Raw genomic sequence first — 21365 nt, 5'->3', positions numbered from 1 at the left:
CAGCAGTCTTGCCAGGACGTCGCCGGTGACCGCCTTGGCGCTCTTGCGAAGACGTTGTCTTGGCGCGGCTCGGATCGCCAGCCGAATGGCTGATTTGAGGGCAGGGGAGGCGAAGGCGCCGTCGAGGCCCCGCCACTTGGTCAGCGTCGACCAGTTGGCCAGGCGCCGGCGCACCGTCGCCGGCGCGTGTGGACCGACGGATTTGAGAAAACCCTGGCTCCGGAGGCTTTCGTCGACCGCGGCCGGCATGCCATGATCCTGATCGGTCTCGCGGTGTTGCGGGTCCCAGAGATGATGGGCGACGAATTTGAGCAGAAGCGCCTCGGGCGCCGGCCATGGCAGCGATTTTTTGGTGGCGGCCAGCCCCCAGGCTTCGAGATAGGTGAGATCCGAGGTCAGGGCGCGCAGCGTGTTGTCGCCCATGCCCTGGTTGACGAGATGGCGCAGGGTCTCGACGTCGTGGTCGGTGAGCAGCTCGGCCAGCTCGTCGCGGCGTTCGATCGGCAGCACGGCGGCGATGGTGTCGAGCTCTTCGGCACGGCGCTCGACGGCGGTCAGTGATTTTTTGGGTTTGGCCACGGACGCTCCAAAATCGCGAGTTTCGGCGGCCTCCAGGGCCGTGCTTTGCCCCGATTCTGGCTGATTTGCGACTCCAGATCAACTACCATCGATAAGGGATACTTATCGATGGTTAGCACACGAGCCCATAATCATACGATGTGAGGAACCGTAATATTGATATAGCATTCCTATAAGAAATCATTTACCATGATTTCAATGGCTTACGATCTCGCAAAAATCAGCATGACAGCCCTGATGCGGCCGGCTTTCGACGCCGGTTTAGCGCTCACGCGTCTGGACGAACGTATCGCCCGTTCACCGGTCGGCGAAGGCTGGATCGAGCGCCAGAATTTCGCCGATGCCTGCGCCTCGCTGTGGATCGATGGCGAACTCGTCCATCTCGAAGATCTTGTCCTGCATGACGCCACGCGGGATATTCGCACACCCACCCACGAGCTGACAATCGCCCGTGACGTCTTGCGCACCCGCCGGCGGATCGCCGCCCAACTCCCCGGCTGGGCGCTCTCTGCCGACGGCATCCGCTCGCTGCGGAAAGCCTCGGAGATCGGGTCGGGCGGCGGGGACGAGGCGACGACGGCCGACGTCATTCAGCCGGCGCTCACGAAAGATCCCGAAGGGGAGGGGGAAGATGTCGACGACATCGAAAATCTCCCCGGCGTCGACTACGCCGCCATCGATGCTGTTCTGGCCCGATCGGAGGCGGCAATCGAGAATGCAACACGGCCCAGCCGTGACGGCGGCCGAGAAAAAGATCCAATGATCTACGACTTCGACTGGGACGAGGATGCGCGGCTCGACGAATGGCGCAGCGTGGTGCGCCAGGCCGAAAAACTGCCTGCGGCGCTGCAGTCAATCATCGCCCTCGATGCCTGGAACGAGCTGTCCGTGCTTCAGCACGCCCCCTGGCTCGGCCGGTTGCTGGCCGCTTCGATCCTGCGCCAGGCCGGCATCACGTCAGGCGCGCATCTTGCCGCCCTCAATCTCGGCCTCAAAACCATTCCGGTCGATCGGCGCCGGCATCGCGACCGCGAAACCCGGCTGCTGGCCATCGCCCACGGGTTTTTGGCAGCCGCCGAGGTCGGATTGAAGGAGCATGACAGGCTGGTGCTGGCGCGCACCCTCTTCGAGCGAAAGCTGGAAGGGCGCCGGGCGTCTTCGAAATTGCCGGAGCTGGTTGAGTTGGTAATGGCAAAACGTAAGCATCCGGTGAAGGCCGCAGGTTAGGCTGCTTTAGCTTTCAATCCGTGCGGCTGCCAATTCCACGGAAGCAATTGCTCCAGCTTACTGATTGGCGTGTCGGCGATGCGGGCCAGGAGGTCAGCAAGCCAAGCCTGCGGATCGATGTCGTTGAGCTTGGCACTCATGATCAGCGTCGCCATGAAGGCAGCACGATCAGCGCCGCGATCCGATCCGGCGAAGAGCCATGACTTCCTCCCGAGAGCAAAGCCTCTCAGCGCTCGTTCGGCCGCGTTGTTCGTGAGACAAATCCGGCCGTCGTCGAGGAAAGACGTGAAGCCGTTCCAGCGCTTCAGCATGTAGTCGATCGGCTCGGCGACCGGAGAACTGCGCGACAGTTTTGCCCGTTCGGTTTGAAGCCAGCAGCGCAGTTCGCCGACAAGCGGCAGGCTGTCCTTGCGACGGCGCTCCAGGCGTTCCGCTGCGGCAAGCCCGTTGATCTGCCGCTCGATGTCGAACAGGGCATCGATCCGTTTGACGGCTTCCAACGCCATAGGCGAGATCGGTGCGGCGCGGCTGCCGCGTTTGGCATTCGTGGCGATGTCGGCCAGCACGAAGAACTTGCGCCTCGCGTGCGACCAGCAGAGCGCCTGCGTCAGCGGCCCCGGATCGCGGTCTACCTTGAACAGCGGATTGTAGCCGCCGTAGGCATCTGCCTGCAGAATGCCAGTGAAGTTCTTCAAGTGGCGCTCGGGATGCTCCTGCCGCCGGTCTCGCGAGGCATAGTAGAGTGCCGCCGGCGGCGATTGCCCGCCGAACGGCCGGTCATCCCGGACATAGGTCCAGATGCGACCCGTATCGGTCTTTCCCTTCGCCAGGATCGGCACTGTGGTGTCGTCACCATGCAACCGCTCGGCAGCCAGGACATGTGCTTCGATCAACGAATGGAGTGGCTTCAGCGCGGCGGCGCAAGCGCCGACCTGATCTGCCAGCGTCGACAGGCTGAGGTCGATACCCTCTCGGGCATAGCGCTCGCTCTGTCGGTTCAGCGGTTGATGCTGGGCGAACTTCTCAAACAGGATCATCGCCAACAGGTTCGGCCCGGCAAAGCCCCGCGGCGTCACATGGAAAGGAGCTGGTGGCTGGGTGATCTTCTCGCATGCGCGACAGGTGAACTTCTCCCGTACCGTTTGGATCACCTTCCACTGACGCGGGATGACCTCGAGGGTCTCGCTGATGTCTTCGCCAAGCTTCGAGAGCTTGGCTGAACCGCAGCAGGGGCAGTTCGTCGGTGCAGCGAGGACGACCCGCTCACGCGGCAGATGTTCGGGAAACGGCTTGCGTGATGGGCGCTTGCGCTCGAAAGCCCTCACGGTCGAGGCTTTGGCCGCAGCCTCTGCCGCCAGTTCGTCTTCGCCAGCGTCAGCCTCCAGCTCCTCGAGCTGCAGTTCCATCTGTTCGAGGAGTCGCGCCTTGCGTTCTGACCGGCTGCCGTAAAGCTCGCGGCGAACCTTCTCGATCTCCAGCTTCAACCGCGCGATCAGCGCTTCGGAATGCGACACGAGCGCCTTTGCGCTGGCGGCTTGCGCCTTGGCGGTCGCTGCTTCTGCCTCGGCAGTGATACGCCGCGCACGCTCCTCGGCCAGCAGTGCAAGCGCACTGGCAAGGTCGTCCGGAAGCTCATCAGTCGCGTCGCTCATGGCAGGATGGAATCATATTCGAGTCCGCTATTCCAGTGCTTTTGCTCATCCTGCCGATGTTGGCCGCCAGGTCTTTTGCGGCATCCGCCAGTCTATTCCTTCGAGCAGATAACCGAGCTGCGCCGGTGTGATCACCACCGTGCCGTCGGCCGCCAACGGCCAGATGAAGCGGCCGCGCTCCAGCTTCTTCGTGAACAGACAGGCTCCTTGTCCATCATGCCAGATCACCTTGATCAGGCCTCCACCGCGACCCCGGAACACGAACAGATGTCCGCACATCGGATCGCGCTTCAGCGTCTCCTGCACCATCAGCGACAGACCGGGGAAGCCTTTGCGCATGTCCGTGTGACCGGTCGCCAGCCAGACCTTCACACCACTCGGGACCGGGATCATCGCCGTCCCAGTACAACATCGAGAATGCGGCCCAATGCGTCCGTGTCGATGTCACTGTCCACCCGGACACGACGGCCCCGACCCAGCTCAATCGTTACATCGCTGCGCTTCCGGCGAGAAGGTGATGGGGCGGGTGGCTCCGAGGGCATCGGCTGAGCTGTCGGTGCGGTCTCGGACACAATCACAGGCACCAATGTGCCCGCCGTCGGTGTCGACGACTCATCAACTCGGCAAAGCTCCTTGCGCCAACGGAAGAGCTGGCTGACATGGATGCCGGCCGCGCGGGCAATCTCGGAGAGCACCACGCCCGGCTCGAGGCACGCGGCAACCAGCCGCTCTTTGTCCTCCCGAGACCACCGCCGCCGGCGCTCGACAGACGTTATCACTTCAATCGGATGCTTCGTCATATGACTACTCCTAGTGCTAGCACTAGGACTTCCGATGTTCGCCTCAACCTCGCAAGACGGCCTTCACCGGGGGCTTACGGCAAAACCATTGGTGTCAGCCGGGATGGTGGCGAAAACGCTGGACGTGACACCGCAGGCGGCGCGGCGGATTGTCGGCGAGCTCGGTCTCAGGGAGATGACGGGGAGGGGGAGGTTTCGGGCGTGGGGGATCATTTAGCGTTACTGGCAGGTCTGCAGAGAGAGTGTGGTGGAGGGCATGAAGGCTTTGACGCAACGCTTGGGGAGGTGCGCAGTGCGCGCGGGTGCATATTGCCTTCGTCGCGTTACTTTCAATCCCGACGTCTCGAATGTATATATGGCGACTATATTTTTACAGATCAGGCAAATCAGATGGTCAAATTCGACATTGAGTGCGATTGGCACCTCTTGGATACCTGCAATTACAGATGTCAATACTGCTACTTTGATAGCGCATTTCTTTCGCAGAAACTCAGGGAATACGCTACTGTTGAAGGCTGGTGTGAAGCATTTAACCGAACAGGACTAACATGGCTGCTTCATATGACGGGCGGCGAGCCAACCATCTATAGAAACTTTGTCAGTCTTTGTGAACGTCTCTCCCAAACGCATTTTCTATCAATCAATTCCAATTTGTCGCATTCGTGTGTGCGAGACTTTGCCACAACGATCGATCCAAACCGTGTTTTGCAGATCAATGCTTCGCTCCATCCTGAAGAGAGGAGCAAAAGGAACGACACCGAGGCGTTCGCTCAGAAAGTTCAATTGCTTCGACATTCTGGACACCGTGTAACGGTAAGCGTCGTCGCCACGCCAGCCGTGCTGGCCGATTTTGAAGCGATCGTTGAGCATTTGGGCAATTTTGAGATCGTCCCCATTCCAAAAATATTCTACGGGATGCATTCTGGGATCCAGTACCCGGCCGGTTACACCAGACACCAGCGCGCCGCTTTTCTGTTGTGGTCCGAGTATGCCAGCCTTGCGCACGACCATGGTGACCAAGATTCTCTAGGCTCGGCGATCGACATCTTCTCCGACGCCAAGATATTGACCACACCCATGCGATTTCAGCGCAGAATTTGCCGCGCGGGGCGAGATTTTGTAAGATTAGACAAAGACGGTTCCGTGCACAGATGCAGCTCAAAGATGCCGCTGGGAAACATTTTGAATGGCACATTCAACCAGCTTGCCGCCCCGGCGCTGTGCGACACCAGTTACTGCGAGTATTTTTGCCGAAAATTCATTCAGTAATTTAACCTTGCCTAGCAGGATGATGGAACAAGGGCACCTTCAAAAAGAAGATCGAATACTGCAGCCTTTTCCGTATCCGAAAACGGAGATATGTCGGCTATGCACCTGTTCGTCTCGAAATGGCTGAGCATGCCTGGTGTTAGAATGGTTCGGTAGCTCGACGTGACAAGCGTGCAGGTGAACCCGCGGAGATAAAGTAGGTCGATCACCGGCGCTCTATAGGAGATGTAAACTGGGTCCCACAAGTATCTAGGCCATGCATCGCCTATATATCGCTTGTGTCTATCCAAGGCCGTTTGGGCATGCGATGAGAGACGGCCAGAGTGGCCATGACGCCAGTACATTAGGATATCAGGCACAAAGCAAACTCTTCCGCCGCCGAGCAAAAGGCGATACTGAAAATCACGGTCGGTCCAACTCGATAGGTTTTCGTTGAATCCACCGATCGCCCTTACATAGTCGGTGCGTGCGTAAATCGCACCTAGCTGGGATAGGCCCTCCCGGAAAGCAATCCATAACGCATTCGCATCATCACAATTTGGTGCTCTATCGACTAAGTCGTCACTCAACCAATCGCCTTTAGAGGAAATGTTCGCCAGATTACCGTAGATGGCGTCAGCACGATCAAGCTCCTTAATACGCGAGCGAACGATTTCAAAAGCGTTGGGTGCTATTTCATCATCTGCATCGAGGAAAACGCAATACTCGGTGTCAGCGTGCTCAAGGCCTCTATTCCGCGTAGACGATGCCCCCGAGGCGGCGACAACCTGCTGCGAACAGATTGTGATCGCAGGTCCTTGCAAGTCGCTGCAATGGACGATCTGATCGGCTTCTTCTCGATCAACTGAACTATCTAAGCTCAGGATCAGGCTTTCTAGCGCGCCTCCGGTGGGTATTGATTTGAGAAGAGGCCTTAGAAAATCGAGCCTCCCAACCGGGACGATCACGCTGAGACTGGTCAAGAGTTGCCACCAACACCAAGATGACTGAGCACTTCTTGAAGCTTTGAAGTCGGTGGTCGGCCGTCTAGGCAATCGGCCAAATCTAGCAAAACATCGCAGCCAACTAATATACCGCTAGATGCATTGAAGTTATAGATCAGCCAGGTGCCATTGTCCTCTGGCCTCGCAGCAAATGATGTTCCATAGATTTCAAACTTAAGGTTCTGTAGTTGTGTTAAAGCATGCATGTTTGGTCCGCACCGTTAATGCGCCCCGAGGTGGAAAGAGCTGACGCGCGGCAGCCACCGCCGCAGATGGAAACGCTGCAGCTGCCGCAAGCACCGCCGAGCTCCGATTTCTTCATCGATCTCAAGGCGGTGAAAGTCTCAGAATTCCTCCATATCTCGTCGAGACTAGAATCTCTTATGTTGCCCGCACGCCATTGAGGAGCATCCCGCATCAGATCGCAGCCGTAGACATCACCATTCTCGAAGATTGTCATTTGTGTCTGGCCGGCTGCGCAACCGATTTTTTTCGCTGTTTTGGTCGAATACCGAATTTTCCAAACACTTTCCAGAAGATCTAAACGACCTGCTTGCTTAAGAGGATAGTATAGCTCGTACGGGATCGGGTCTTCGTGCGGGGGCAAGACAGAGTAGTCGATCAATGGCTGGGTTCGATCGATGTGCACGGTGAGACGGAGCAATTCTTTGCTCCATGTTGCGTAATCGGGAAAAAGAGCCTTCCGATGCCGAGCCTTTCCTGAAGCCGCTAGCAATAGGAAGCGAACCGAATAAAATTCCATGGAAACTAGAAGATCAAGAATCTCAACCAACCATTCGACGTTGTACTTCGTAACCGTAACCATGGCTGTGTGAGGCAACCCACCGCGCCTTAGAATCTCCACTGACCGCAACAAGGTCTCGAAGCTCCCTGGGCTTGCTCGGCTCTTCTCGTGTATTGACGGGACGTGCCCATCAACACTTAGTGCAACGGAGTCGAACTTCGATTCACTGAGCATCGCAACTTTGTCATCGTCCAGCAAGCTGCCGTTCGTAAGCAGGATCTTTGTGAATGAGTAACAAGACGCAGCGCGCGCAATTTCTCGAAAGTCTTGGCGCACCAGGGGCTCGCCGCCGGCAATGCGGACAACGAAAACGCCGTTTTCATCGGCGTAGCGGAAAATATTGTCGATCTCACTGAGTGTCAGCTCATCTCGACCAAGCCCACGTCCAATGGGCGTTGCCGAACAGAAGGAACAGTGAAAGTTACACTCGCGCGTAACATTGATGTCCAGTGACAATGGCGCACGAAGCTGCATACCGACGGCCGCCACCTTACTCTGTTACGTCACTTTCTTTGAAGGGCGCTTTTCCTTGGCGCCCCCACGTCTTCAAAGGCTCGACTTTCCCTTGACGCCCCCAAGTTTTGAGGGGTTCGAGGTCAGGTGCCTTCCCTTGTCGTCCCCATGTCTTCAACGGCTCTTGATCTTCACCTATGCCGTTAGATGATGCTTTCGCAAGAAGTGATCGAAGCGCAATTAGACGAAGTTTCGTCGGGGTGGATAGCGAATTGACATCGAGCATGCTTAACCGACTGTCTCCAGGAGCTTCGTCATCTCCCAGGAGAAAGTTGAATAGTTGCCGAACAACGTCGTCGAGATTATCGCTCATCTTCCCCTCCACTACATTTTTACGCAATATACACGGAATACGCGCAGTCGCCACTGTTGTTTTTCTCGTGCTCGGTCGAGGTTCTTCGAACATAAGATGTGGGCATGTATAGTGCCACATGTTTGACAGCCACTTGTCTCGCATGGACCGTCAGAGGCTTTCGACTTGGTTGCGTTTGGACAAATGTGGCGGAAGCGGCGTGATGGTGATATTTGCGGGCACTATGAGGTTGCCTGATATGTGCCAGCCCGCCTGGTCTATGATCAGGATAGCATGCGCATCTTGATCGATGTGCGTTGGGAACTTGGTGAGATGCTGGTTCATGGCATACGTGTGTCGTACTACGGCGTGACGAGGACGGCCGCCTTGCTCTTCTTCGGGAAGATGGCACCGAAGATGTGGCGGAGACGGCTTCCGCCACGGCCCCACGCTCTTGTACGACTCTAGGCGGCGTTGGGACGGATCTATGTGACGTCCCGATTCTCTGGATAGAGGTGGGCGAGGAAAGCTGTGACGTGCTCAATTCGGGTCGCGAACAAAAACCGACTACCTGTATCCCATCCCCAAAGCACCCCGGTCAAGCGCGCAACGCCGGGCGTCCAAGTTTCACCGCTCACGGCGAATTCCAGTAAGCGCGTGTTCCAAACCAGTGAACCGCTCATTCCATGTGGGTCGAGCGGGATCGAACTTGTTTTGCCATCGGTAGGTGTGGTGGCATCGGGATGCCATTGCATCGCGAAATGGCAGGCCGGATCGAAATCGGGATGCTTGATTGGACGCTTGGTTTGCTCTGGCTCTAGCGTCTCGTCATATTCCTGAGTGAGGTAGGGAGTGCCGATCGTAAACAGCGTGTTGAAGGACGGCGAGTAACGGGCTTTCTCGCCGGTGAACCCCATGACGAACAAATACTCGCCCTGGAGCGGCGCATGTTTTTCTTCGAAACGGTGCCCGGGGAACGCCATCGCACTGTGCACAACGGCATTCCAGCGGTCATCGACGGGGCTGATAGCGAGATCCGCAGGTGCCGTCAGGACTTGATAGGGGTTGTTGATGTGAACGTAGTCGGGTGAATCAAAGCACTTGCGAGCAAGCGAATACTTCTTCACCTCGCGTGCAACATGCTCGTTGGTTAGTAAAAGACGTCTTAGGCGCCACTCAATGTATCCTCCAGTTCCAACATGAACTGCAGCGCCGTCATGGAGCCCTCCAGAGATGGGCGTCACGAATGGCTGCATTTGCAGGCTCAGCAAATTGCTCGCGACCGTGAGCTGTTCCTCTAGTGTTGTTTGTTGTCCGTTATCCATTTTGTCCCTCGCGTGTCATTGCTCAAAGCGCCCGGCGCCGGTCCACGACTATTTGGGCGATGTTTCGCCGGCGCAACCAGCTTTTGCATCACCCAGGCATCGAATGGCGACCGCTCATCAGTCGGAGCCGTTTCAGCATTTGGGCGATGCGTTCTAACAATTGCCAAGGCCCGACTCATATCGCGGTCTCCGGCACACCAGCGTCTGTGAGCAGTTGGAACAGCTCAGCAACGCGGCGGCGCTGGCCTCGCTCTTGGCAGAAGGCGAAAATCGCGCGCTGCTTAGCTCGGGATAGCGCCACGAAAAAAGTGGCAAGGCCTTCCGGGTTGCCAGGCGTGTGTGCCCACCAAGCTTGATCGTCGAGGCCGATGAAAACGATAGTGTCGTATTCGAGACCTTTGCTTTTGTGGACCGTCATCAGCGGGATCTGTCCAAGACCCTCGAACGCATCCAGACATACCGCCCACGTTGCAGCGCCGTTTGCCGATGCAGCGAGATGTTTTTGAAACGCATCGACCATGATCGCCAAGAGATCGCCTGACGCATATTCGAGGTAGGTTCGAGCGACGGCGCTCAAATCGAGGAATGCCAGAACGCGCGCGGCGAAGGTCGCGGCGCTGGCCAGCGAGGGGGGCGTGTTGGCCATGTCAGTACGTAAAATTGTCAGGAATGCCGTCAGGTCGGCCTCGGTACGCGCCTCCGCAACATCGTCGTCGGAAGTGATAGCCCGAATTTCCAGCAGCGCAGCAGAACACAGTTGCCACGCATCTGGCGCGCGGCGGGTCGCTCCCAACCGAAGCAGCCCGATTGCGACTCTCGCGAACTGATCAGAGAGGAGATCCTGGAGGGTCGTGCGTCCAAGGGCATGGCTCTCGTTTCGCAACCGCAAACCTTGCTGCGCCAGTGGTGCAGCAAGCTCGGCTTCGAAGTCGTCTGACTTCTGCTTGACCAAAATGGCATAGTCACGCGGCGAGCGACCGCGGGTCACCATGTCATTCGCCAGCCATTGCGTGAGGTGTTCGGCCTCGCGGGCCTTGGTCGGACTGTTCCAGACCTGCGCGACATCGCCGTCCACCTGCCGCGCGGCTTGGGCCACTGTCGGCGCCGTGTTCGGATCAAGCGCTCTGGCCACGACGTGCTGAATTCGAACGAGATCGGGCGAGGATCGAAAATTGAATAGGAGTGGAATCCGAACGCCCGCAAAATCTGCGGCTATGCGTTCGAAGGCGTCTATTCGCGCGCCAGCCCAGGTCATGATGCGTTGTTTGTCGTCGCCGACGGCCGTCACGGCGATATTGGCGCCGCTGAATGCCGATAGCAGGAAGTCGTACTGGGCGTAGGTTGTGTCCTGAAATTCATCGACGAACACGAAGGGGTAGGTCAACTGAAGCGCGCGGCGGATGTCTGGACTGGCCCGCAACAAGAGTTCGGCGAGCCGATTCAGGCTTACAAAGCTCAAGGCTGATTGGGGTTGGGCTCCGAGTTGACCTTCCCACCAGCGGTGAACAGTGAACTCAATGCCGGTCTGGGGTGCAGGGCGCAGTATCGGCAGACGGTAGGCACCCACATAGCGAGACTCGAAATTGCCCGCGCCAAGGCCGGCGATTTCTGCCTGCCATTGCGCCGGAGCAGTGAGGCGAGAGAGGTCGAGGAAGCCTGCGGTCTGCCGGTATGCCGGAAACGCGATCTCATAGGGTCGAGTTGGCCGCCAGTCGGCGGGTATCGCGCTCTGGAATCGATCAACCAGGCTTTTCGTGAAAGCGTCGAAGGTCAGCGATGTGAAGCGGTGCGCCAGTTCGGGCGGACAGCGCTTTCGCACACGGGCGGCCAGGTTGTCGGCGGCATCGCCTTTGAAGGAGATCGCCAGGACGCGATAGGGCGCTGGGCATAACCCTGTCTCGAGAAGGTAGGCCGCACGCTGCGCCAGGAATTCGGTCTTTCCCGCACCGGGGCCAGCGACAACGCATGTAGAGCCGTCATGGCGCAGCGCGCGCCAAGCATCAGGTTCGAGATCCTCAATCCCTCGTGGTCGCCAGTCTTGTGGGGGGACAATTGGCATATCAGGCCACCGGCGGTGGCGGAGGTGGAGGTGGCGGGTTCAGGCGCGCGGAAATTGACGAGAGAAGCGCTCGCAGTTCCTCGGGCGCACCGACGGCTAAAGCTTGAGCTGACTGTCCACTCAAGACGCGAACATGCGTGCTGGGTTTACCGCGGCCGAGAAACAGATAGCGATACCAGCGCAGGAGCTGATCTTGGTCCGCTGCATAAAGATCACCGCGACCGAATTCACCGAGCACAGCCGTTCGCGGGTCTCCTTGCGGCGATGGACCTTGTCGCCCAGGCTCGGTGACTTGGTAGGGGAGAGGGAAGGCACGGAGCATTGAATAGTCAAGATCGAGCGGCGTACAGAAGAAGACGTTGTGCCCGCGCATAGCGTTTGCCCAATTGGTCAGGCCAGCAAAGTCTTCAACGGCGAAGCCATCAAAGGCCGCGAGGTTCGCCTGCGGGCCGGCGGCATTCGGCTGGGCGAAGATTGCACCGGGTGCGACGCCGTTTTCGAGAAGCTGCGCACACGCCGTCTTGATACGGCCCCATCCGCCGCCATCGCGCCCCCAGTCGAGATCGAGAAGCGTCGCAAATGGAATGTCGAGATCGGTCAACAGGCGCCAGAGATGATTGACGTGTCGTCCGCCGAGCGGAACGACGGCAACGAAAGATCGATCGATGTCGAGGCCCATCGCCTCTGCGAGGCGGGGCAATACCACTTCTTCCGAAGCGCCCTCGCCAAGGACGGCAAAGCGGGCAAAGTAGAGTTCAGGATAGGTGCGGACGGCCTCGCGCACGAATTTGGATGCATCTTCTAGGCCGACCGGAAGCCGGATGGCGCGGACGCGCGCCGTTCGATCGGCAGGGTTCAGGCGAAAATGCCTGACCTGCGAGGGATCAACGCGCGCAAGGATGCTGGCAGAGTGGCTGGAGACAACCGCCTGGGCTCGGGTTCCTTTCGTGAGATCGTCGATCTGTCGAACGATGCGAGATAGATAGAACGGGGCAAGGTTGTTCTCTGGCTCTTCGATGGCAATGAGCGTCAGAGCTGGCAATGGTACGCCGCCGGGCTGGAACCCCGCAGCGACGGGATCAGCGGCTATGCTGCTTTCAACGTCCAACGTGGCGGCCGTCATCGCCAAATGGAAAAGGGAGCGTTGTCCGTCGCTGAGGTCGTCCAGCGCGCGTTCGCGGCCGGCTTCGTCAGGGCGGAAGACCACCTCGACTTTGCGGATGAATTCCTGAAAACGCAGGTCGACTGGGCGAAAAAGTGGTGTCGTGTCGGTACCGGCTGTGTAGACCTCTTGCCAGCGTCGTCTTACAGCAGTGGCCACGATGTCGACCGCGGCTTCGCCGGAGAACGCGCCGTTGAGCGTGGCACCTGCGTCGGAAAATGTGTCCCTGACGCCCTGTGACCAGTTGATGGCCCGCCAGAGGCGGCCGCGTAGAAAAGCGGTCACCTGGGATGCGCCGTCTCGCGATGCGGGCACGTATATCATTTGAATGCGGGCACGATCAAGCGCCTTTAACTCGATGCAATCGGCTTCCACGAATGGACCGACAGCGCGAACAGCCCGGTATTTCTGCTCAACTGTTCCTTCTAGCGAACCATCGTCCGTCCAGGTCGCCTCTAGGCGCAACCGGCATTTCAACCGACCAGCTTCGTCGGCGGCCATTTGCTGGAAGAACTCGGGTATAGCTCCGCCGCCGCCGCCGCCAGCATCCAGTTCTGGGAAAGCGAGGATTGCTTCCAGAACGAAAGTGCGTTGAATCGGTGCGGCTAGCTCTGCCGCCGCCACGTGGAAATCTTGGCGACGTAGCCGGCGCTGATCGCCAGTGATTCCGAACAGACGTTGCAGTGCCTGCATGACCGCGGTCTTGCCTGCGCCGTTGACGCCGACGAACGTGGTGAGGCCGGAGGTGAGATCAATCGTTGTGGTGTCAGGGCCGAAGCACCGAAAATTACTTAAACTGAGCCGTTCAATATACATTTCTATTCAACCTTCCGGATCTGTAGGTCGACTGGCTCAGATGCTCCAAAGACGACATCTTGTTCTCCCCGAATGATGATGATTCTTGTCCTATGGTTGTACAGCTTATGTCTTGCGCGTGTCTGGAAAAAAGGCGGGAGAAACCAGCCAGCCGCAAGGTTCGATCGCGCCACTTGGCACGGCGTCAAATTCTAGACTCTGCCCTGCTCCACTTCGTTCAGGCCGTTAGCGAAATCCTACAGATCGGCGAAAGCCAAGGATGATTGCGATCCAACATTATGGTCGTTCTGCCACCAAACCGACACCAAGTTCCTGTGGCGTTCTCACGCGAATTGAATGACATCGAAAACAAACTTAAGTTGTTCGCTTGGGCAGAGCACTATGAGGAATTTTATGGTCGCTGAGGTTGGTCCGTGGGCAAAAGAGAAGCTGGATATCTTGGCCCGATATCTCGAATTCTACACGAAGGTCCTGAAGAACCAGCGGTGGCGCACCATTTATGTCGACGCATTTGCAGGCGGAGGGCGTGCGCAAGTTCGTAGCAAGAACGAACCGCTAGCGATGCTCGAACTACTAGAAGCACCGATCGCACAAGATACAGATCAGGCTGAATTCCTTGACGGGTCTCCCAAAGTAGCGCTTAGCATCTCCAACCCTTTTTCACGTTATGTTTTCATAGAGCCCGATGCGAACCGCGCTGAGGAGTTAAGCGATGTGGCAGCCGAATTCGGAGAGCGCCGACAGATAACAAAACTCAAAACGCAAGCGGCAGAAGGAATTGCATGGGTGACCAGCCAAGCAATTTCGAAGAATAGTCATCGTGGCGTGGCATTTCTCGACCCTTTTGGAGCGAGACTCGAATGGTCCAGCGTACAGGCCTTGGCTAACACCGGTCTGTTCGAGGTGGTTGTGAATTTCGCGCTCAACATGGCAATCAATCGAATGCTTCCCAATGACGGCGATGTCCCAGTTGCTTGGGCCGACACGTTGGACCGCTACTTTGGCAGCCATGAGTGGTTCGATGAGGTTTACTCTTTCGATGCCCACGGCCTGTTTGCTTCCACGGAGATTCGCAAGCGGGACGATTATTCTGACCGATTGTTGGAATTGTACCGACGGAATCTGAAAAACGCATTTGGCTTTGTGTCGACGCCGAGGCTGATCTGCAACACGCGGGGTGCCCCACTTTACTATTTGCTGTGGGCCGGGCCGCATCGCAAAGGGCTCGAGGGTGCGGACTACATATTGAGAATGGGAGATAAACTTCCCAAGGTCCGTAAGGGGGCGACTTGACTACCGAGCACTTCCACTCATCGGATTCCAGCTGGTAGCAGTACCCGATGGAAGGTCTGTTGCGGGTTTAACCTGATTGTGTCCGTTACCTTGATGTTGTTGGCCTTGCGCCGTTCGCCCCCAGACTTTGTCGTAACCCTGAGGTCGGGATGACCAACTAACGATGAGAGTATGTCGGCTGAATGCGCAGGCGTCAGGTTGTAGATGCCATCGTAAAAATCAAGAACATTCAGCGCCTCGCCTTTTTTGCTGAGAAGTCGCGGGATATCGTCCCTTAGTTGATCGACCGCCGTGGTGCGTCCGGGCTCATCAAACAGGTAAAGATGGCCTTCAGCGTCGCGGGAATTGTAACTAAGCATATTGAGGCCTGCCCTGCCAAAATGGGCCTGAGCACTGCTATTGTCATGAAGGACATTGTTGTAGACTTGTCTGGCGCGGTAAGACTTGGCGAAGTGGATAAACCAATATCGCCATCCGTCGGGGTTGTGGATGGAAAACGGACTCACGAAAGGCGCACAGACTTGGAATGCGTCGAACACTAGGCGTTCAGCGGTGCCAAGCCATCGTTCATTGCTCATAGGAAAGTTCAACTGTTCGATTTCTCGAATTGGCAAATTCAGAAAAGACAGTTGCGACAACAGAAGATTGGGATCGGTTCTGCTTAGAAAAGCCAAGAACGATTGAATACTGAAGGTGTAAAATATTTCAGATTGGTAGGTGTTTATTATATCTAGTATTGTTGAGCGTTCGACATAGCTATGCCCGCATTGATCCAGATTGAACAAGGCGTTGGTGATTTTCGCGGATGTCAGGATCGCTTTGATTTTCGGATAAGCGCTCTCGAAAGGCTCGTTTAAAAAGCTGACTTCGATTTGAAGATTCTTGCTCGTCTCCCGCACCTCGGCAAGTATTGGGGCAACGTTCTGCATTAGGAGAGAAGTCACAGATGAGTCTGCGTCGTTCAGGATCAGATGACATTCTAGGTTGATGTGCGGAAGTCCCTCGACTGCACGCGATAGGTTTATCGCCTCCGCAGCGGCTTTCACTCTGTCGATGAATATCAGTGGCGAGCCTGGGCTGCCTCCAGCATATCGTCCAGCACCAGCGAAGCCATCAACAATTGCGAATCGAAAGCGTGGTTGATGCGGATGTTTGCACCTGACTACGATATATTGCAGGACATATTCGTGCAGAATCTTGTGTTTCCGCTTCGAATGCTCGTCAAGTTGCGCGCCGCCTTTCCAATCATATAGCTTCCTGACCACTTGTCCCCCGAATCTTGAAAATGTCTCGTGGTCAGCTCACACGATTGTCGTCTGGGTTGGCATCTGATCCCATGTGCGCCCCTTGTATTCTCGACCGTTCGCCTTTTTAGACCGCTTTTTATTGTCCTTCCCCCACGTGCCCCATTGTTTGAAGAAGAACGCGGTTTCGTAATCTAGGCACCGGCCATAGATCTCATCGATCCACTCCTCTTGAATAGGTCGCGCAGATCTGCCGCTTTCACCGCCGACAATAGCCCAATGGATATTGGTGAGGTCAATGGCGCCTACAGAGCCGATTAGAGGTTCAAAGGAAATAAATCTGATAGCGGCGGGCACACTGCGCAAATGGTCAACGCGCTCTGCCACAGCTTCGTTTTCAATGCTTGTTCCAAGCCAAACATTAGGCAGGACTTCTCCGATTACTCTCTGCACTACGGTAGCCATACGGTCAGGCCGTTTAGTCAAAATCTGATAATTGTGATGCGGCGTTTCACGCATCACCTGCCAAACTTTTAGAACGAACTCATCAGTCACCGAATCGTGGAATAGGTCGCTCATTGAATTGACAAAAATTTTCCGAGGCTTTTTCCAGGTAAAGGGAATCCGGAGGGCAGCTTCATCTTCTCTCACGATCCCAGTCCAGATTGTCCGGTTTCCACTTGTTCGAGTGAGGCCGGCATACTTGTCAACGTGCATAGCTTCGAGGCGTTTCGCCATCGCCATAGCATAGCAGTTGGTGCATCCGGCCGACATGATGGTGCAACCCGCAACCGGATTCCAAGTTGCGTCAGTCCATTCTATCTGGGTCTCTGCCATCTGCCACCTTCCGCACTCAAATTGTATAGCTTCGAATACACCCACAGTTACCGTTAATTTGAAGTGTCCTCTTTAGGGCAGCGTAAGGTTTATTTCATCGCGCGGCGCCGCTGCCTCGGGCCCATCAGACGCCGGCGGTACGTATGAACATTGCCGGGAAGGTTGCCTTAAGTTTATCGAGAAGCTCAGGATATGGCTTCTCCAAGCGCTTTCGTATCGCTTTATCAAAAGCCTCACGCGACTTGATCTTGCTTTGGAGTGCGCCCTGAGCAACCAAGAATAAATCGCCTACTGCTTTAAAGCCCTGTTTGCCGATCTTAATCCGATCATCGAACTCGTCGATGAAAAATATGCCGGCGCACCGATCTAGGATAATTGTTTTCTCGTCATCGGCGGTAAGGCCCTTTGAGAATACCTCATTCTCGTAGATTAGTCGCTCGACGAACTTGCTGCTTGGAGTAAAGCCGACAAAATGACAGTCTGAAAAGTTGCAGCGTTCAATCATCACGGGTCTGGTTTGTGGGCCAAGTACATCGGCAATTTCGCAATCTTCAAAGCTCGTGGAGGCTAGACGCGAGATTGCGCCCACGCCGATCTCAATTGACACCACTGTGTTCTTGAATCGCGATCCGCTTATCTGGAATTCGCCGCGAAGGGTGAGTGCCCCGCCAGAAAATTGACAGCTTTGAAAGATGGTTTTTTGAGTAGACGCAGCAATGACACACCCGGACATCTCGAGGTCCTCGAAGTGACAATCCTGAAGGCGGCCACTGAATGAAGAGTTGAGCCAGTTTCCGCCTTCAACCCGCCAGCCTACAAACGCGCTTCGGGTTATGGATGAGTTTGAAAGCGTGACAAGATGCCATCCGCAGTAATCCCAGGAAGTCTCACGCACAACCACGCCATCAATGACACGCTTGCGTACGGAAAGCTCCCAGACATGATTGTCGGAAAAATAGTCCGTCGTGATAGTATCCTGCGAACATAACAAAATTCCCAGCACGTTTCGTTTGATCATGGCGGTTTCACCGGTCTTGCGTGGCGCGTTTATCGCCGCGCGATACGCAACGAGCGCGTTGCCTAGAAGCTTTAGATTGATGCTCGCGGCTTCGCCGATAAAGGAGATTATTTCGCGCGGGTAGGACTCAGCGAGCGAAGATCTGCTGAGGCGAGGATGGCTTAGCCTTTCAACGACCGATTTTGCGACGAAAAATTCCATGAACGACTTGTGCGCGAAACGGAATGAGGAGCCCTGCCGCGACAGGAAGGTCGTTACTTGAATGTCCGCAGCGATTTGCTCCGGATTGTGCTGATTCAATTCCGCCGAAAGCTCAAATTCTGTGGATGTCTTTTTTGCGACTTGAACTATCTCGGAGTGGTCAACATCCAGTGAGCCTCGTTTGAACATGGTTAGGGCTATGAGCTGGGCGTACTCTTGTCTTTGTTTTTCGTTCAGAAGTTTGCGGCCTTTGCTCTTCCCCCAATCCCTTTTCAAGTTCAGACTCGTATAAGCATCATACAACGAGAACGCACCGCCAATGACGTTGTTGCGACGTATGTCTATCTGCCCCTGTAAAATTGTGTCTTTGATCATGGACAGCATGATCGGTCGTTTCATCAGATCAGTGAGGTCATAGATCTTCTCAATTTCCGACTTGACCTCTCTCCACCCGCTGTTACTAACCCGTTGGAAATCCTCATCAAACTTTGCCAGATACTCGTCGATTTGCGCTGGACGGAACACTTCGAGATTGACTACTGTGTTGGAAATCCCAAGAAGTGGATCAAGCGTTGTATTGTCGACGTACTTCTCGAAAAGGAACTGATTTGTCCGCGTCAACGCGTTTGTTTCGCCGATATTGAATAGATGCGCATCCCAGCGAGCTGGTAAACCAACGTTCTTCTGACCGGTCTTCGAATTAACTTGGCGAATCAAGTCATTCAACTCTTCGCTTGAAACAAAATAGGCTGGCCGACAAGTCAAGATAACAGGTGATCCCGAGGTGACTAGTCGATGCAGGGAAAGGAATGTCTTCGCCCGGTCCGCGCGGTCTGATCCTGTGATGATTTCATCGAAACCATCGAGTAAAAAAAGAAATCCTGCTTCCTTTGCCAAGGTCCAGAAAACGTTAGGGGGCATATTGCGCTGGTATTTTTGGCGGGCTGAACTCGCGATAAAATCGTCAAGTCCGTCGTAGAAAGAATAATCCTTCAAAGTGAAATATAGCGGACGGTGTCGTGTTTTCTTCTGCAAAAAGAGTGACGAATGCTCGTATTCCAGCCTGCGCAACAGGGTTGTTTTGCCACCACCGAAATCACCGAGAATGGTTAGAAAACCCTCGCCAAAGTTCTCTATCCAATCAATAGTTGCATCCAACAGATTTTCGATGCTGCCTTCATTCTTTGAGTAAGGCAGCTTCCCATGGGCGGATTGAGGAAGAAACTCGTGGAAGATCTGTTCGGACTCGTACCCTTTTTTCAATGCGAGCAGAGAATCGGCCACATTGACAAGGTCGTCTTCAAGATCGGCGAGTTGCACCAATTTAAAGAGTCTATTGTTGTCGGCTGCATTTTGGGCCTGCTGTGAAAACCTAGTATTCGTTACCATTACGCAATGTGAGATGCCCTGAGCTTTCATCAGGGCGTCGAAAGCACTGATAGTATCAAAAACGTCTTGATTACTAACGGACCCGCTCGTCTTATATTTGCACTCGATTATTATCCGAGTTACACCTATTCCTTCGAGGTGGCGTTCGACCAGAACATCGATCTGTTGACCACCTAGTGGGACGTTCGTCTTGACGTTATAACCAAGGATTGAATAGAGGCTTGCGACATAGGACTCAAGTTCACTCGGGCCTGCCACTCCCCCAGTCGATTTTTTACCAGCGCGGGCGCTATCCATGTTGATCCTTGCTACTACCAGGTTCGTCCCGACCTATATTCTAGTTTAAGTAAAAACATGCAAGCGAGAGATCGCGAGCGAGCACAACCTATCTAGTCTAAACCTTTCAATGCGTTCACATTCAACCGCCCAGAAGCGGCACTGCTGCGACCGCTGGTTTAAGAGCGGACCCGTGCGCCGGAGGCTGTCGGTCCCGTTTTCCGGCGTTGCCGTCGCTATGCTAAACCTCCTGCGGCAACCCTTTTAACCGGTCTTGCGGGAGGCGAACGGCTTCTGCAGTTCCTGCTACCGCTGGTATGCCCTTCCTATCTTTGGACGCTTCTGCGCAGCGACCCAAGAACTGTCACTGCGTGAAACTGCGCGATCGTAAACCTTGCTCGACAGATTGGCTGAATTCGCACCTCCACCAACAAGGTTGATCTGCCGATCGTGCCGTGTTTTGAAGGTGGCAAATTGGCGGGGGCTTTGGCAACAGGAATGGCAGAACAGTTTGACATGTTTTCGGAGCGGGCTCCGCGCGACCATGTGGTCACGCTTGGCACCTCCAAATCCGCCAAGGTCGAAAAGCATGCCATCCCGATGAGTGAAGAGGACATGGTCCGTCATCTGTCGGAGACAGGCCGCTATCGGATCCTGCAGAAACTTATGCCGCGCGCAGTCTCACCATTCTCACGTCCGGAGTACCCCCTCAAGGGCATCATTCTCGACACCGAGACCACGGGCCTCAATGCGCGCAAGGACGAGATCATCGAGATCGGCGTGATCGCTTTCACCTTCGATGCGGCAGGAAGCATCGGTGACGTGACCGGGATCTATGGAGGGCTTCAGCAGCCGACCATCTCCATTCCCTCCGAAATCACCAGGCTCACCGGGATCACCGATGATATGGTAACTGGGCAGTCAATCGATATGGCTGCGTTGCAGGTGCTGATCGAACCAGCGGATCTGGTGATCGCCCACAATGCCGGTTTTGACCGGCCATTCTGCGAGGCGTTTTCCCATCTGTTTTCCGGCAAGGCCTGGGCTTGCTCCAACTCAGAGATCGACTGGTCGTCGCGGGGATATGAAGGCACCAAGCTCGGATATCTGATCGGGCAGGCGGGCTATTTTCATGAAGGTCATCGCGCTGTCGATGATTGTTTCGCGCTCTTGGAAGTTCTCGCCCGGCAGGACGATGGATCTGCGTTCTCCGCTTTTGCTGAACTCTATGAGGCAAGCCAACGGTCGCGTGTCCGGATCTTTGCGGAAAACAGTCCCTTCGATATGAAGGATCACCTGAAGGCGCGAGGCTATCGCTGGTCCGACGGAAGCGACGGCCGTCCCAAATCCTGGTGGATCGAGGTGGGCGAAGAAGCGCTCAACGATGAGCTCCGCTATCTCAGGGCCGAAATCTACCGTTATCCAGACGCCGATCCGCCCATCAAACGCCTCACTGCCTTCGACCGGTTCCGCGCCTGACAGCCCCCTTCGGCACATCTCTGATTGGACCCATGCCTTGAACGCATGGCCGACCTGAGACCTTGTGCCTTATCGACGTGCGGACAAGAGCCTATATTCCAACCATCGAAACGACGTTGGAACCGAAGCAAGGTTGCTGGCGTCAA

At 55.8% G+C, this 21365-nt stretch carries 17 protein-coding genes and 2 pseudogenes; 5 read left to right on the top strand and 14 right to left on the bottom strand.

The window, feature by feature from the left end:
* A pseudogene (locus tag HX899_RS06575) lies at positions 1-579 on the bottom strand (integrase); the annotation flags it as partial.
* A gap of 189 nt (positions 580-768) precedes the next feature.
* Between HX899_RS06575 and HX899_RS06570 the strand changes: the two are divergent.
* Positions 769-1806: an RHE_PE00001 family protein gene (locus HX899_RS06570; protein ID WP_181291934.1), complete on the top strand. Its 1038-nt coding sequence runs from the start codon at positions 769-771 to the stop codon at positions 1804-1806.
* Here HX899_RS06570 and tnpC read toward each other — a convergent pair.
* Genes tnpC through tnpA form a run of 3 tightly spaced genes read right to left on the bottom strand, consistent with a single transcriptional unit; the run spans position 1803 to position 4258 of the window.
* Positions 1803-3458, bottom strand: coding sequence for an IS66 family transposase (tnpC, locus tag HX899_RS06565; protein WP_181291600.1), 1656 nt, complete (start codon positions 3456-3458; stop codon positions 1803-1805). The two genes, HX899_RS06570 and tnpC, sit on opposite strands and share 4 nt — an antisense overlap.
* 45 nt (positions 3459-3503) lie before the next feature.
* Entirely contained in the window at positions 3504-3851 is a 348-nt protein-coding gene (tnpB, locus tag HX899_RS06560; protein WP_181291599.1) for an IS66 family insertion sequence element accessory protein TnpB, read from the bottom strand.
* Positions 3848-4258 carry an IS66-like element accessory protein TnpA gene (tnpA, locus tag HX899_RS06555; RefSeq protein WP_181291598.1) on the bottom strand — a complete coding sequence of 137 codons (411 nt, stop codon included), beginning with the start codon at positions 4256-4258 and terminating at the stop codon, positions 3848-3850. The genes tnpB and tnpA overlap by 4 nt, the downstream gene beginning before the upstream one ends.
* Before the next feature lie 79 nt (positions 4259-4337).
* On the opposite strand from tnpA, the pseudogene HX899_RS06550 reads away from it, so the two are divergent.
* Together HX899_RS06550 and HX899_RS06545 are read left to right on the top strand one after the other, a co-directional pair.
* A pseudogene (locus HX899_RS06550) lies at positions 4338-4475 on the top strand (helix-turn-helix domain-containing protein); the annotation flags it as partial.
* Between the two features lie 173 nt (positions 4476-4648).
* A complete protein-coding gene (locus tag HX899_RS06545) occupies positions 4649-5527 on the top strand; it encodes a radical SAM protein (protein WP_181291933.1) in 879 nt (292 codons plus the stop codon).
* 11 nt (positions 5528-5538) lie between these two features.
* Here the strand turns inward: HX899_RS06545 and HX899_RS06540 are convergent, their stop codons facing one another.
* The 7 genes from HX899_RS06540 to HX899_RS06515 all read right to left on the bottom strand — a co-directional run bounded on the left by HX899_RS06540 (position 5539) and on the right by HX899_RS06515 (position 13482).
* Positions 5539-6489: a glycosyltransferase gene (locus HX899_RS06540; RefSeq protein ID WP_181291932.1), complete on the bottom strand. Its 951-nt coding sequence runs from the start codon at positions 6487-6489 to the stop codon at positions 5539-5541.
* A gap of 214 nt (positions 6490-6703) precedes the next feature.
* Positions 6704-7789 (bottom strand): radical SAM/SPASM domain-containing protein, encoded by a 1086-nt coding sequence (locus HX899_RS06535; RefSeq protein ID WP_181291931.1) that lies wholly within the window; start codon positions 7787-7789, stop codon positions 6704-6706.
* 16 nt (positions 7790-7805) lie between these two features.
* Positions 7806-8141: a hypothetical protein gene (locus tag HX899_RS06530; RefSeq protein WP_181291930.1), complete on the bottom strand. Its 336-nt coding sequence runs from the start codon at positions 8139-8141 to the stop codon at positions 7806-7808.
* Positions 8142-8291: 150 nt separating this feature from the next.
* Positions 8292-8465, bottom strand: a complete 174-nt coding sequence (locus HX899_RS34845) for a hypothetical protein (protein ID WP_210273707.1) — start codon at positions 8463-8465, stop codon at positions 8292-8294.
* A 140-nt stretch (positions 8466-8605) separates the two neighbouring features.
* Complete coding sequence (locus HX899_RS06525) at positions 8606-9445, bottom strand: hypothetical protein (protein WP_181291929.1); 840 nt, start codon at positions 9443-9445, stop codon at positions 8606-8608.
* Between the two features lie 175 nt (positions 9446-9620).
* Positions 9621-11504, bottom strand: a complete 1884-nt coding sequence (locus HX899_RS06520) for a UvrD-helicase domain-containing protein (protein ID WP_181291928.1) — start codon at positions 11502-11504, stop codon at positions 9621-9623.
* 1 nt (position 11505) lies between these two features.
* Complete coding sequence (locus HX899_RS06515) at positions 11506-13482, bottom strand: ATP-dependent endonuclease (protein WP_181291927.1); 1977 nt, start codon at positions 13480-13482, stop codon at positions 11506-11508.
* 393 nt (positions 13483-13875) lie between these two features.
* On the opposite strand from HX899_RS06515, the gene tcmP reads away from it, so the two are divergent.
* Positions 13876-14775, top strand: coding sequence for a three-Cys-motif partner protein TcmP (gene tcmP / locus HX899_RS06510; RefSeq protein WP_181291926.1), 900 nt, complete (start codon positions 13876-13878; stop codon positions 14773-14775).
* 17 nt (positions 14776-14792) lie between these two features.
* On the opposite strand, the gene HX899_RS06505 is transcribed toward tcmP, so the two are convergent.
* The 3 genes from HX899_RS06505 to HX899_RS06495 form a co-directional block, all read right to left on the bottom strand.
* Positions 14793-16040, bottom strand: a complete 1248-nt coding sequence (locus tag HX899_RS06505) for a three-Cys-motif partner protein TcmP (RefSeq protein WP_181291925.1) — start codon at positions 16038-16040, stop codon at positions 14793-14795.
* Between the two features lie 36 nt (positions 16041-16076).
* On the bottom strand, positions 16077-16856 hold the full coding sequence (locus tag HX899_RS06500; RefSeq protein WP_181291924.1) for a phage Gp37/Gp68 family protein: 780 nt from the start codon (positions 16854-16856) through the stop codon (positions 16077-16079).
* A gap of 124 nt (positions 16857-16980) precedes the next feature.
* Positions 16981-19761: a restriction endonuclease gene (locus tag HX899_RS06495; protein WP_181291923.1), complete on the bottom strand. Its 2781-nt coding sequence runs from the start codon at positions 19759-19761 to the stop codon at positions 16981-16983.
* A gap of 477 nt (positions 19762-20238) precedes the next feature.
* Between HX899_RS06495 and HX899_RS06490 the strand changes: the two genes are divergently transcribed.
* A complete protein-coding gene (locus tag HX899_RS06490) occupies positions 20239-21219 on the top strand; it encodes a 3'-5' exonuclease (protein WP_181291922.1) in 981 nt (326 codons plus the stop codon).
* Positions 21220-21365 lie beyond the last annotated feature (146 nt).

The organism is Rhizobium sp. WYCCWR 11146, assembly GCF_013591995.1.
GTDB classification, from domain to species: domain Bacteria; phylum Pseudomonadota; class Alphaproteobacteria; order Rhizobiales; family Rhizobiaceae; genus Rhizobium; species Rhizobium indicum.
The sequence above is the reverse complement of the archived record's forward strand: the minus strand, read 5'-3'. Positions and strand labels throughout refer to the sequence as shown.